We start from the raw sequence: 13,538 nt of genomic DNA, 5'->3' as shown, positions 1-13,538 counted from the left end.
ACCTCCGCTTTTCCGTTTTATTTTTTCTTAAGAAAACATCCTCTTTATGTTACCATGTTCCGCGTCGTGAAACACTAATAACTGCCCGGCAGAGAAAATTTTCTTCATAATTAAAAGGACCATCCTGACAAATAAATGTCGGGATAGTCCCTTCATAATTTTTACTTATGATTAGTCAAAGTAGTTAATACCGATAGCATCCCGAACCTCTTTTAAAGTCTGGTTAGCCACCCGGTTAGCCTTGGCAGAGCCTTCCGTCAGAATTTGGTCAACATAATCCAGGTTGGCCGCGTATTCTTCGCGTCGCTTACGGATTGGTTCCAAAACAGCCTGGAGAACTTCATTGAGGTGTCGCTTGATCTTAACGTCACCGAGGCCACCGGCTTGGTACTGTTCCTTTAATTTGGCAACGTGTTCCTTATCCGGGTCAAAGATATCAAGGTAGGTGAATACCGTGTTGCCCTCGACGTGGCCAGGGTCGCTGACCTTGATGTGAGTTGGGTCAGTATACATGGACATAACCTTCTTCTGAATCGTGTCGGCATCGTCGGACAGGTAAATACAGTTGCCCAGGGACTTACTCATCTTGGCATTGCCGTCGAGGCCTGGGATCCGCCCCTCTCCCTTTGGCGGGAAAACACCCTCTGGTTCTACCAGGATATCCTGCTGGTAGATCCGGTTGAAGGTCCGGACAATCTCCCGGGTCTGCTCCAGCATTGGCTCTTGGTCGTCACCAACCGGCACGGTGTCGGCCTTGAAGGCAGTGATGTCAGCGGCCTGACTGACCGGATAGATAAAGAAACCGGCCGGGACACTCTCACCAAACTTCTTTTGTTTGATCTCTGTCTTGACGGTCGGGTTCCGCTTCAGGCGGGAAACCGTGACCAGGTTCAGGTAGTGCATCGTCAGTTCGCTCAGGGCTGGAATCTGGGACTGAACCAGGATCGTCGACTTTTTGGGGTCAATGCCAACGGCCAGGTAGTCCAAGGCCACCTGGTGCAGACTATGCCGGATCTTCTCTGGATCGCGGGCGTTATCAGTCAGAGCCTGCTGGTCGGCAATCATGATGTAGGTATCATACTTACCGGTGTTCTGCAGGGCCACCCGGTTCTTGAGGGAGCCAACATAGTGTCCAATATGGAGCTTGCCCGTTGGCCGGTCACCAGTCAAAATTACATGTTTCTTTTCCGTCATCATTATTTCCTCCTTACATTAAAAAGCGTCCTATTAGCCATTAACTAATAGGACGCTTGCGCGCGGTGCCACCTAAATTGCAAAAAAATTGCCACTCGTGATTGATTCTCATTGAAATCCAGTTCGCACCCTGGAGACCTTTTCACCTACCGTCCCTCGCTGCAACTCGTGCTACTCAATGACTATATTTTAGCGAGTTTCATCACAAAAGGCAAGCAGATCACACAAACACTTGTTCGGAGCAAAGCTATTCAGTATAATAGAAACAGAATTTCACGGAAAGGACGATGATAATGGCAACCTACCTGGCAATTGACCTCAAATCATTCTACGCCTCAGCGGAGTGCGCCGACCTAGGCTACGATCCCCTGAACACTAACCTGGTGGTGGCCGATGCCAGCCGAACCAACAAGACAATCTGCCTAGCGGTCTCACCGGCCCTTAAAAAGTTTGGCCTCCCTGGCCGACCACGATTGTTTGAGGTCGAACAGCGAGTTGCCGAACTCAACCGTCAGCGAGCCCAGGCAACGAGTGATCACCGGCTGGCTCCTTGGGGATCTATCTATCGGGATGAGCTCCTTCATTCACCCAGTCTCAAGATTGAGTATAAGGTGGTCCCACCCCGGATGGCCTTTTACCTCCAACGCAGTGCTAAGGTCTATGAGATTTATCTTCGCTACCTGCCGCCAGCCAAGATTCATCCCTACTCCATCGACGAGGTCATGATGGATATCACCGACTACCTGAACAGCCACCATACGACCGCTCATGACCTCGCCAAGGAAATCATTCAAGTGATCCAGGCCGAGACCATGATCACAGCAACCGCAGGAATCGGGGACAACCTCTATCTCGCTAAGGTAGCCATGGATATCGTAGCCAAACGGATCCCGGCCGACGAAGATGGAGTGCGGATCGCCACAATGGACGAGCAAAAATACCGGCACTATCTCTGGGCCCACCAACCGATTACTGACTTCTGGCGGGTCGGTCGTGGTTATGCCAAGCGCTTAGCCAAACTCGGCCTGCATACAATGGGAGATATCGCCCGCTGCTCTTTAGGCACCCTCTCCGACCCGCAAAACGAAGAGACCCTTTATCAAGAATTTGGCAAGAATGCCGAGCTGCTGATCGATCACGCCTGGGGATACGAATCGGCAACCATCGATGATATTAAGCACTACCATTCCACCGACCACGGTCTCTACTCTAGTATCGTTCTCCCCCGACCCTACACCTTTGCGGAGGGGCGGATTGTCGTCCAGGAGATGGCCAACATGCTCTGCTTGCAGATGGTTAAACGTGATCTGGTGGCCGACGAATTTTCCGTGACCGCTAACTACGATGCCCAGAACCTGCAGGCAAGCCACGACTATCATGGGACCATCAGCAAGGACTTCTACGGTCGGGACGTCCCCCCATCCTGATCACGCCAAGATTAGCTTCAAGGTGCCGACCGCCTCGCCCAGTGAGCTAATCGACCGGTTCCTCGTTGCTTATGACCAGTCCTTTCATCACCAGCTCACCATCCGCCGTGTTACCGTCACCGCCAACCACCTAGTTAGCCGCCACCAGGCCCAGGAGCGGACCTACGCTGAGCAGCTCGACCTCTTTGCCGACCCCGAGCAGGCGGTGCAGACGGCCGCCAAGCAACAAGCCCGGCGCGACCAGGACTACAAACTACAGAAACTGATCTTGAAGATGCAGAAAGACTTTGGTAAAAACGCCATCATCCGGGCCGCGGACCTCAAGGACGGAGCCGTGGCTAAGAAACGCAATAAAGAAATTGGAGGTCACCAGGCATGACAAACAAGCAACAGTGGCAGGCTGAGCAAGCCCAATTTAACGACACCAGCCGCTACAATGACATCATGGACGTACCCCGCCACATCTCCCGGGCCCACCTGCCAATGACCAAACAGGACCGGGCCGGACAGTTTGCCCCCTTTGCGGCCCTCACTGGATACCGGGAACTGCTCGACAAGGCAGCCCAGCGTTACGCCAATAAACGTTACCCGACCGGGAAGGAGGTCCAAGCGATCTTTGCCTTCTTTCGTGGGCTGCCGATGGACGAGACAGTGACGCTGGAGCTCACCTACTTCAACGGGGAGAGCGGCTACTACGACCATTACCGAGGCACCCTATCCCGGATCAACTGGGCCCAGCAGGTAGCTTGCTTTGTAGATGGCCTCCTCATCCCCCTCCGCAGCATCCGCGACGTTTCAAGAGAGGAGGAGCCGCATGGCAAGTGATAACGAAATCAGGATGGCGATCAAGCAGGGCAACCAGGTTATCGCTGATTTTCAGCAACACTCGTCTGGTCGGCTAAACCTCTGGACATCGATTGTCACCCTCAGCCGCAACTACGTGATCACCGTCGAGGCTCAGAAGCGGGTTGGTACCGGGATTACTACCGCAATCGTCTGTCATCTTCCATTTGACCAATATAGTGACGACGATTATCAGCAGGTTTTGATGAGTTTCCAGAAAAAGTGGGATATTCCTGTTCTCTGTCATGCCTTCTCAAGACGCCGGCTTGCCAACCTTCGTGCCCAGTATGGTAGCCGGATCATCCGTGACGACATCGTTCGCCGTTACAAGTAGGCAACCAGAATGAACACTTGGCGCCCACCTAACCCTACTGGGAAACGATGTGGTGCGCCCTGATTCCCGAACAGGCCTTCATGGGTCCTGTTTAAACAACTCATATAACAATGATAAAAGGCCGCCGGTGGCTCTATAACCACCGACGGCCTTGACTATTAATAGTATCTGATATCATCACTCGTAAGCAGGTGATTACACTTGGGACAATGGAACGAAAGCACCGTTAAAGACTCCTCCAAACTCGTCAACTCATAACCACAATATTTGCAGTGTGGTTTTTCGAAAAACAACATATTGATCACTCCTTTTCTCGATATTTCTATTATATATCGCAATTTTATCTTTTCAAGGTATTTTTGATATTTACATATATATTTTTCTTGGTATAATTAACACATACTCATTAATAGGAGGATCAACCATGAATACTAACGACTATCTTAAAGTTTTACGCAAGGTTGAACAGGCCGCTACGAAAAACAGACTTCCCTACCTGTTCGATAAGAGTAATAAGATTGGCATTGTCTGGGCATATGAGGCCTTCGATCCAGACTATGCCTACAGCAAACTAGAGGTTACAAATAGCCTTAAAGAGAAATACCGATCGGATGGCGAGGACGTAATCTTCATCGGCATCAATCCTAAAGGCAAAACCTTTGACCGCCAAAAAACATGCAATGAACGGAAAAAGAAGTTCCAGCAAACTGGCCAACCTCTCTACAAAGAAGGACCGCACAGCAGTTCCAATGCTTTCTGGTACAGGGCAGTAAAAATTGCCCGGCAGCTAATAGATGACGGAAAACAACTCGGCCACATCTACGTCCTCGACCTCTTCCCGATGAGTACCTATACGATCGCTGAGCTTGAACAGGCCCAAGGCCACATCAACGACGATACTGATAATCCAATTGTCAAGAGCATCGCTTTCATCAGCCAATTTATTGCTCACCATCCCGAAGCTAAAGTCGTCATTGCTACCGGGGATACTAAAAGTAAGGCAAAGAACCGTCAAACCTTAGAACTACTGTATAAAAACATCATTGCGGATCACGAGGCAAATATCTATCACGTAGGTCTTAAGACAAACAGCTCAGGCAGCCTATACTTTATCCACCTCTCTAGTCAAAAGGCCAAACCAGTCAAAAAGCTAACCTCTGCGGACAAGATTCTGATCTGCTCTGCAATTCAGGCATGATTTTTATGGATAAAAAAGGCCCAATCTGGCGTAAAACCAGATCGGGCCTTTCACTATTCAACTAAACTTCCTTCACTACAAATAGACGACTGCTAAAGTCGGACGGATCCTTCTCCGGCTTGGTTCGGTCCATGATCCGCGGAACAAAGTAACCGACGTGCATCAGTTCGGCACCGGAGAATTTCTCCTGACTACCATTAACCGTATAAGTCTTCTCGGGGTCGAGACCGGCGAAGTAGAACCGAATGTATGCTGGGTTGGCACCGTTGAGAATCTGGAAACGGGCAGCGATGGCCTCACTCTGGTCATCATTGACAACCTGCCAGCCGTAAACGTTGGCATTGTTAGTATCTGGGTTTTCCAGCCGGTAGAACTTGCCAAACTGGAAGAGATGCCGATATTGCTTGTAAAAGGCCACCTGCTTCTTAATAGTCGCTAGCTGGTCTTCCGGCAGCTTAGTGATATCCAGCTCATAGCCAAAATCCCCGAAATAGGCTACTGAAGCCCGGGTACTAAGCGAGGTCAGCCGACCGACCTGGTCATTTGGCACGGCCGAGACATGGGCACCCCACATCGACTGAGTATAACCGTACGAGGTCCCATCCTGGATCTTGATCCGCTCGATAGCATCAGTATCGTCACTACACCAAGCCTGTGGAGCATAATACATCATCCCGAGATCGAAACGGCCACCACCAGAGGCACAGGATTCAAACAGAACGTCCGGGAAAGCCTTGGTCAGCCGGGCGTACAGCTGGTAGACGCCGAGAATATAGCGGTGGGCAAACTCCAGCTGACGGTCAGCTGGCAGTTGCTTCCCGTACATCTCGGTGATGTTCCGGTTCATGTCCCACTTGATGTAGTCCAGTTTGGTCTTCCGGATAATTGCACTGATATGATCGACCAGGTAGTCCACCACCTCAGGTCGGCTCATATCAAGAACAAACTGGTTTCGAGCCGGGGTACTCTGCCGACCAGGAGTAGCAATCATCCAGTCAGGATGAGCCTCGTAGAGTTTACTATCGATAGAGATCATCTCGGGCTCAAACCAGAGGCCAAACTTCATTCCCTTGGCATGAACTGCGTTCGCGAATCCGTCGATTCCATCGGCGAACTTCTTCTCGTCGACGAACCAGTCCCCTAGGCTAGACTTATCGTCGTCCCGGTGGCCAAACCAGCCATCATCAAGCACAAACATCTCAATGCCAAGCTCATGGGCCTTGTCGACGATTGGCATTAGTTTCTGCTCAGTAAAGTCCATAAAGGTAGCTTCCCAGTTGTTGATTAGGATTGGCCGCTCCTCATGGGCAAAACGCGGATTAACCAGGTGGTCCCGATAAAAGGCTCCCATCTGCTGACTCAGTTGGTTCAGCCCAGCAGTAGTATAAGACATCACAGCTTCTGGTGTCTGGAAACGTCCACCGTCATCCAGGTGCCAAGCAAACTCATCCGGGTTGATTCCAACCAGAACCCGGGTAGTATCAAACTGATCAACTTCGACGGAATCGAGGAAGTTGCCCGAATAGATCAGGTTAAAACCGATTGCCGTTCCCTGATTATTGTCGGTGTGGGGCCGGGCAAGGATGAAGAACGGATTCTGCTGATGGCTGGAAGCATCCCGAAGACTACTAATACTCTGCACACCGGAACGCAGGTGAGTCCGAATAAGGTGCCGTTCTCGCGCCCAAGACCCGGAAAACTGCAACAGGTCATAGTCGCTATCCGGTAGATCCAGCTGCGTGCTCAAAGCCCGGTTAAGGGTAATCGGCTCCCCATGGTTGGTGTAGGTGGCACTGCGAACAATCACATCTTCCTTTTCAAAGACTGTGTAGTGCAGATCCAGTAGCACATTGGCCAGCTCATCCTTAAACTTAACGGTCAGAGTTTGCGCATCATCACCTTGGTCATCGAAACTGGATGGTAAGTCAGCTAATCGTGCCTTGCCATCTGTAATCTCATAACCCTGGTAGACAAACTCCGAGGTCCGCGATCCATTCTGGTAGGTGATCTGGTAAGCCGGGTAACGGTAGTCCCCTTTGCCCAGGCCGGCGTACTCCTGCTTAATCAGCTCTAACTGGAAGTCGCTCTGTTCAACTGTCAAGGTATTGGTACAGTCATGTTCTTCCCGGCTGGCCAGATTGGTATAGCCATTTTTGACCGGAATCCGTGGCCCGTAGTAGAGCTGGCCAGCAGCGCCATTTTCCAGGATCTTAAAGATATAGCTGGTTGTGGCCGTCTGCAGATGAAAAAGCTGTTGTTCGTCATTAACATGAATACTCATTTTCTAAGTCCCCCTTGTAAATAAAAAGGCGCCATAAAGCGCCTTGATGAAAACAATTATTCTACATGGTTTGGCGCTAACCACTCACCAGAATCAGTCTGGCTGGGTAAAATTAAACTCTGGGAACCAGATCTTGATTTCCTTGGTAGCGCTGGCTGGTTCATCGGACGTGTGGACAATGTTCCGCAGGTTGCCATCTGGCCATTCACGGCCATAATCACCACGAATGGTCCCCCATTCGGCCTCAACCGGGTTGGTAGCCCCGGCCATGTTATGGATAGCCTTGATGACGTTGGTTCCGGAAACCACGATCCCAACAATTGGCCCCTCAGTCATGTATTCGAGCAGGTCAGGGAAGAATGGCTTGTCGACCTTGTCAGCGTAGTGTTGGCGCAGTAACTCCTCGGTTGGCTGAATCATCTTCAAAGCCTCAATTTTGTAGCCCTTACGCTCAATCCGCGTGATAATTTCACCAATATGCCGGGTCTTGACACCATCAGGCTTTACTAAAACCAATGTGTATTCGTCTTTAACCATAACGAACCTCTCCTTTTCAAATCACTATCATTAGATTATCATATCTCATTCACCGTTGAAAGCACTTTCAGATACTTTATTTGACAATTTCGTGTTCGATTACTAGCTGCTGACAGGCTTTGGCGTTCAGGGCTGGACTGACGGGACCATTGCTGAGCAGGGTCAGCTGGTGCATCGCCCGGGAAGCCATTGTGTAAATCATTCCGACTTCATCAGTATTCTTCAGGTTGGCCGCCGAAACGTCATAGGCCAGAACAGCATCAAATTCTAACCCCTTAGCCAGGTAGATCGGCAAGACAAGGACCCCGGTCGGCAAAGCACTATCCTTCTCACTGAGCAGGTGAAGGTCAGGCATCTTCTGCCGGTGAAGAATATGGTAGACTGCCTGGGCCTGTTCACTGTTCTTGGTTAGGATCGCCACCGTTTCATTATTCTGATGAAGCTTAGCCACTTCCTCAACCATCGCCTGCCGGGTACTGGCCGCCGAGTAGCGGACCAGCAGGCGCGGTGTGGCTCCATGGCGGGTAAATGAAATAATCTGATCACCATCTGGCAGGAGGGCCTTGGCAAAATCGGTAATCTCCTTGGTTGACCGGTAGCTCCGTCGCAGGGCAATCAGGTTCGGGTGCTTGGCATTAAGAACACCACTAAGCTCTTTGAGCATCGTCTCAGGTAATTGAAGGGGCTTAAAGAGCGCCTGCTCACTGTCGCCAAGAACAGTAAACCGGGCTTGGGGGAAGGCATGGCGCAGGTAGACCATCATCGCCAGGGAATAATCCTGCATCTCATCAATGAAGACGTACTGGAAAGACCGGTTCTGCCCACTACCAGTGATCAGGTCACGCAGGTACATCAATGGAGCAGCGTGCATCAGTTCCAGACGATGAAACTCAATTTCATCTTGATAGTTCAGGATCATCTTCGCCCAATCCCGGGTACTGATCGAATCCGGCAGCTTTACCTGACGGAGAAAGTGCTCATATTGGTTATAGAAGTCGAGAAAGTAATTGTTGTAGATGGCATCCGCAATGATCCGCAAGCGTCGTTTGGCCCACCGGCGGGACAAATAGGCGTACTGAGCATCCTCATCGGCAAAGTCGTCTACCGTTTTCTTGCCATACAGGCGGTAAAGCTGCTGAGTGGTAAGATCGTCCAGCTCCTTGGCCACCCAGTCCTGCTTAGCCTCGATCCGTACCCGGTGCTGGAGTTCCCGAATTAATTTATTCTTTAACTGAACCATCCGGTCAGCGGGGTGCATGGCCTTCGGTAGTGTTTCGTAAACCGCTCGAATATGATCAGCGCTGAAGAAGACCCGACCATTAAAACGCAGGTCGGCAAACTGGAGGTCCGCATCTGTCAGATCAGTCACATATTGGTGAACCTGGTCCATCACCGCTGTCCCCTCCATGAAGTTGGCAATTGTCTGATCGGTATTGGGATGAGCCTGACGCTTTTCGTAGCGCTCAAATAGATTTTCAACCTGGAGCCCTGCAAAGCGCCGGCGCACAAATCCCTCCAGTGTCACTTGACGCATATTACGCTCACCAAGGCTTGGCAGGACCTCAGAAATGTAATGGCTAAAGAGGTTGTTGGGGCTAAAGAGGACAATTTGATCGGCATTCAAGACGGCCCGGCTATGATAAAGAAGGTAGGCAATTCGCTGGAGAATTGCTGAGGTCTTCCCGGACCCCGCAACCCCCTGAACCAAAAGAAGGTCACTATGAGTGTCACGAATGATGTCGTTTTGTTCCTGTTGGATCGTCGCCACGATATTGTGCATATACTGATCGTTCTGTTCACCCAAAGCCGCTTGAAGGAGCTCGTCACCGACTGTCTCGTTGGTATCGAACATGTTGGTGATCTGACCGTCTTTAATAGTAAACTGCCGCTTCTTAACTAACTCAGTGTGCTGAGTACCGGCCGGCGTCTCGTAGCTGACCTGGCCAAGAGTCCCGTTATAGTAGACACCCGCAATCGGTGCCCGCCAGTCGTAAACCAAGAAATCGGTTTTATCATCGTTCATCAACGAGGCGGTTCCAATATAGAGCGACTCCGACTTGTCTTCACCGGGATCTAGAATATCGATTCGACCAAAGTATGGTGATTCCTGCAAGCCCTTCAGTGTTGCCAGCTGGTGCTTTAAGATTATCTCACTCTCGGCGGCCCGGGAGACCAGTTGTCGCTGCTGTTCCAGCATTGATCGCGATTCGGCGATATCATCGACCTCATAACGGTTGATCGAGGCGTTCTCGCTGTAGTTACGCTCAACCGCCCGGGTCTCCTTATGGGCAGCCTCAGCGGCGATGCTCGTTTCGGTGATCTGTCGTTTGATTTCGGCAATCACCCGGTCAACACGGCGTTGCTCTTGTCGTTTCTCTTCTCGTTCTCCCATACTTAGCCTCTTTTCTCGTTATTTGCAATACAATATTGTAACACCTCATCCCCTTGCCGTCGTCAGCAACGCCCTGGGGAACTATGGCACAAAAAAAGACTGGCCAATTCCGCACAGTCTTTTGTTAATTATTCCTCATGGGCAGATTTCAGGGCGTGCTTAAGCATGAATGGGGCCAGAACCGTAGCCAATATGATTACGGTAATCACGTCCGAATAATACATTGACGACATTAGGTGTGCCTCGTAACCGATCTGGGCGGTGATCAGGGCCATCTCACCTCGAGCCACCATCCCACTACCGACAACGTAAGAGCTCGGCAGACTAAAGCCGGACATCTTAGCCCCCGCCCCACAGCCAATCAGCTTAGTCAGGCAGGCCAAGATCGTCATGACAATCACGAAGATAAATGAACGTTGGATGTTGTCAAAGCGCATATTGAGACCGACACTGACGAAGAAGAGCGGGATAAACAGGGCGTAACCAATCGGAATGAAGCTCCGGTCAATTGTTTTTTTGCGGTGGGTGTTGGCCACGGCAATACCGGCAAAGAAGGAGCCAACCGCTCCACTGAGACCGACGTAATCGGCCAGGGCTGCCATTCCCAGGCAGATGATCATTGCCATTACCGACGGGGCCGCCACAGTTAACAGACGTTCGCTGAGGTGCATCAAGTATGGTGCCAGCCAGCGGACAACTAAGTAGGTGCCACCGAAGAAGAGGATCTGGAGCAGGAGAGCAATTCCCAGTGGTAGGTTGGTATGGCCGCCCTGACTACCATTGATCATACTGATCATGATACTCAGCATGATTACCCCGATGATGTCATCGGCGACCGCAGCCCCCAGGATCGTGGCGCCCTCCCGGCTATCAAGACGTTTGAACTCCCGCAGGACCGCCACTGAAATGCTGACCGAGGTAGCGGAAAAGATCACCCCGATGAAGAGCGACTCCATCTTTGTGAACCCAAACAGGTAGCTGGCGCCGCCCATCACAATTAACGGTACGATGACCCCGATAACCGCGACAATCACAGCCGGGCGCAGATACTTCTTAAGTAGGGAAAGGTCGCTTTCCAGTCCTGCGATAAACATCAAGATGATGACCCCAATCTCTTGGAACTCATTCATCATCCCATCGAGGTGCACCCAGTTAAGGATGGCCGGGCCAACAATGATCCCCACCAGGATCTGGCCGATCACCTCAGGGATCTCTACCCGCCGGCAAAGGTGGGCCACCACCTGAGTCGCCAACAGCAGACCCGCTAAGGTCGCAATAAACTCCATAAAATACCTCCTTAAATAATCTAACTATCATTTTAACATAGCCGTTTATAGTCGTGTTGAGTGAACTATAATGGGATTACAGCTTTAGACTAAGGAAGGATGGTCTCATTGAATAATTCACACACGCACTATCATCGGGCTAAGGATATCCTTGCCAAACCATTCTCAGCCCCATTTCTTAAGTACATCTGGGCCGGGATCACGGTCGGACTGGTCACCGGGCTCGTGGTCAGCATCTTCCGTTGGATCATCGATCAGACTCTTCACCTGCTGACTGTCGTTTATCCCTTTCTCAACCAGCACCCAGTCTGGCTGATCCCCTATATTCTAGGCACTATCCTTGTTTCATGGCTGATTGGCCAGTTGATTAAGGTAGACCTCACCGATTTGGTTGGCTCCGGGGTCCCCCAGATCGAGGCGATCCTGCTCGGGCAGCATAGGATGAAGTGGTGGACTGTCCTTTGGCGCAAGTTTGTCAGCGGCCTACTGACCATTTGCCCAGGTCTCTTTCTCGGTCGTGAAGGGCCGTGTATCCAAATTGGCGCCTGCATCGGGCAGGGTTTATCAGAAAAGGTCTTCAAGCTAAACAAGGAGGACGAGTACCTGCTGCTTCAGTGTGGCGTGGCTGCCGGCTTATCCGCTGCCTTCAGTGCTCCACTGGCCGGGACGGTCTTCCTATTAGAAGAGATCACCCATCATTTTAAGAATAAGATCTGGGTGACTGCCTTCATTGCAGCGATTGCGGCCGATGCGGTCACCTTTCTCTTCTTCGGTACCACACCCTGCCTCTATTTGCCGATCAAGTTGGAACTGCCAGTACGGGTCTACCCCTGGCTGATCGTACTCGGGCTGATCCTCGGTGGATTTGCCTTTCTCTTCCAGTACTTCATCTTTAGCCTCAAATACTGGTACCGGAAGTTCCCGCTGTTGCCTGACTACTACCACAGCATCCTGCCTCTCCTTCTGGTCATCCCGGTCGGCCTGTGGAATCCCCACATTCTTGGGGGAAGCCACAACTTCATCATGTACGTGGCTGACACGAGCCTTCATGCCAATTGGGCACCGCTGCTGGGGATGATGATATTTTTCTTTGTCCTGCGGTTCTGCGGCACCATGCTTGCTTACGGATCAACAGTTCCCGGGGGAATCTTCATGCCAATTTTCGTCCTTGGCAGCGTTCTGGGGGCAATTGCCGGCATTACCATGATCCACGCCGGTATTATCCCGGCCAGTTGCTATTTAAATATTATCGCCATCAGCATGGCTGCCTTCTTTGGAGCCGCCGAGGGGGCGCCGTTCTCCGCGATCCTGCTGGTCACCGAAATGGTGGGATCAATCCAGCAGATCTTCCCAATGATGATGCTGACTTTCATTGCCTATTACGTCAGCATGCTGCTCGGTGCCCGGCCATCAATCTACAATGCTCTCCGTCAGCAGATGGTGTTTAAAAACTGAGTCTAATCAAAATCTAAGGAGCGTACCGCCATGTGGCCGATTATCCTATTCGTCTTATTAATCTATTCGTTTATCCGCGGAACCTTCGAAGCCGAGGCTGTTACTCGGAAGAGTCTGGTCATCATCCCCAGCTATGCACTAGTCATGATGATCTGTTCCCTGGCTGAAGAGAACTTCAATCATAAGCTGATCCTAACCGCCATCCTCCTAGTCGTCGGCATCCTCATTGGACTTTTCCAGGCCACAAAAGTAACTGTTACCGACACCCACGAACAAGACCGCTATGGCCGGCCAATCATTAAAGTCAAGCGGAACTGGCCCTACTTGTTCGGCTGGATTATCGTCTTTGTCATCGACATTGCCATTGAGTTTACCGACCAGGCCAGCATCAACGGTAATGCGGTCGTCCAGGAGCTGGTTAAAGAAATATTGAAGGATCTCTCATCAATTGCCTTCTTCAGCTTCAGTAACGAATGGTTTGTCTGGGTACTGACCGTTGCCACCAGTTTTGCCTATGGCATCACTCTGTTAGTCAAGTACCCGAAGATTCGGCAGGCGGTGGCCCGCCGGCACCGAAAAAGTTAACAAAGG

The 13,538-nt window shown here is 51.0% G+C and carries 10 protein-coding genes and 1 pseudogene; 6 read left to right on the top strand and 5 right to left on the bottom strand.

All coding sequences use genetic code 11. The annotated features are described in order from the left end of the window. Positions 1-171: 171 nt before the first annotated feature. Entirely contained in the window at positions 172-1,194 is a 1,023-nt protein-coding gene (trpS, locus tag CK797_RS06675) for a tryptophan--tRNA ligase (protein ID WP_104688979.1), read from the bottom strand. A gap of 287 nt (positions 1,195-1,481) precedes the next feature. Here trpS and CK797_RS06670 point away from each other — a divergent pair. The 4 genes and pseudogenes from CK797_RS06670 to CK797_RS06655 all read left to right on the top strand — a co-directional run bounded on the left by CK797_RS06670 (position 1,482) and on the right by CK797_RS06655 (position 4,996). Beyond that, positions 1,482-3,000 (top strand): annotated as a pseudogene (locus CK797_RS06670) (LytTR family transcriptional regulator). Further along, entirely contained in the window at positions 2,997-3,446 is a 450-nt protein-coding gene (locus CK797_RS06665) for a hypothetical protein (protein ID WP_104688978.1), read from the top strand. The pseudogene CK797_RS06670 and the gene CK797_RS06665 overlap by 4 nt, the downstream one beginning before the upstream one ends. Next, positions 3,436-3,798 carry a transposase gene (locus CK797_RS06660; protein ID WP_104688977.1) on the top strand — a complete coding sequence of 121 codons (363 nt, stop codon included), beginning with the start codon at positions 3,436-3,438 and terminating at the stop codon, positions 3,796-3,798. Before CK797_RS06665 ends, CK797_RS06660 begins: the two co-directional genes overlap by 11 nt. 424 nt (positions 3,799-4,222) lie before the next feature. Beyond that, positions 4,223-4,996, top strand: coding sequence for a hypothetical protein (locus tag CK797_RS06655; protein WP_104688976.1), 774 nt, complete (start codon positions 4,223-4,225; stop codon positions 4,994-4,996). A gap of 61 nt (positions 4,997-5,057) precedes the next feature. Here the strand turns inward: CK797_RS06655 and CK797_RS06650 are convergent, their stop codons facing one another. The 4 genes from CK797_RS06650 to CK797_RS06635 form a co-directional block, all read right to left on the bottom strand. Beyond that, positions 5,058-7,277, bottom strand: coding sequence for an alpha-galactosidase (locus CK797_RS06650; protein ID WP_104688975.1), 2,220 nt, complete (start codon positions 7,275-7,277; stop codon positions 5,058-5,060). Positions 7,278-7,370: 93 nt separating this feature from the next. Further along, the gene (ndk, locus tag CK797_RS06645) at positions 7,371-7,814 is read right to left on the bottom strand and encodes a nucleoside-diphosphate kinase (RefSeq protein WP_104688974.1); all 444 of its coding nucleotides are present in this window, start codon (positions 7,812-7,814) and stop codon (positions 7,371-7,373) included. A 76-nt stretch (positions 7,815-7,890) separates the two neighbouring features. After that, entirely contained in the window at positions 7,891-10,206 is a 2,316-nt protein-coding gene (gene helD / locus CK797_RS06640) for an RNA polymerase recycling motor HelD (RefSeq protein ID WP_104688973.1), read from the bottom strand. 128 nt (positions 10,207-10,334) lie between these two features. After that, complete coding sequence (locus tag CK797_RS06635) at positions 10,335-11,492, bottom strand: cation:proton antiporter (protein ID WP_104688972.1); 1,158 nt, start codon at positions 11,490-11,492, stop codon at positions 10,335-10,337. 108 nt (positions 11,493-11,600) lie between these two features. On the opposite strand from CK797_RS06635, the gene CK797_RS06630 reads away from it, so the two are divergent. After that, positions 11,601-12,947, top strand: coding sequence for a ClC family H(+)/Cl(-) exchange transporter (locus CK797_RS06630; protein WP_412458027.1), 1,347 nt, complete (start codon positions 11,601-11,603; stop codon positions 12,945-12,947). 30 nt (positions 12,948-12,977) lie between these two features. Further along, entirely contained in the window at positions 12,978-13,532 is a 555-nt protein-coding gene (locus CK797_RS06625) for a hydrophobic protein (RefSeq protein ID WP_104688970.1), read from the top strand. Positions 13,533-13,538: the final 6 nt, after the last annotated feature.

This window comes from Limosilactobacillus pontis, from assembly GCF_002940945.1.
Taxonomy (GTDB): Bacteria; Bacillota; Bacilli; order Lactobacillales; family Lactobacillaceae; genus Limosilactobacillus; species Limosilactobacillus pontis_A.
The sequence above is the reverse complement of the archived record's forward strand: the minus strand, read 5'-3'. Positions and strand labels throughout refer to the sequence as shown.

Coding starts and splice junctions, on each gene's coding strand:
- CK797_RS06625 (WP_104688970.1), top strand. CDS start 12,978: ATGTGGCCGATTATCCTATTCGTCTTATTAATCTATTCGTTTATCCGC.
- CK797_RS06660 (WP_104688977.1), top strand. CDS start 3,436: ATGGCAAGTGATAACGAAATCAGGATGGCGATCAAGCAGGGCAACCAG.
- CK797_RS06665 (WP_104688978.1), top strand. CDS start 2,997: ATGACAAACAAGCAACAGTGGCAGGCTGAGCAAGCCCAATTTAACGAC.
- trpS (WP_104688979.1), bottom strand. CDS start 1,194: ATGACGGAAAAGAAACATGTAATTTTGACTGGTGACCGGCCAACGGGC.
- CK797_RS06655 (WP_104688976.1), top strand. CDS start 4,223: ATGAATACTAACGACTATCTTAAAGTTTTACGCAAGGTTGAACAGGCC.
- ndk (WP_104688974.1), bottom strand. CDS start 7,814: ATGGTTAAAGACGAATACACATTGGTTTTAGTAAAGCCTGATGGTGTC.
- helD (WP_104688973.1), bottom strand. CDS start 10,206: ATGGGAGAACGAGAAGAGAAACGACAAGAGCAACGCCGTGTTGACCGG.
- CK797_RS06650 (WP_104688975.1), bottom strand. CDS start 7,277: ATGAGTATTCATGTTAATGACGAACAACAGCTTTTTCATCTGCAGACG.
- CK797_RS06635 (WP_104688972.1), bottom strand. CDS start 11,492: ATGGAGTTTATTGCGACCTTAGCGGGTCTGCTGTTGGCGACTCAGGTG.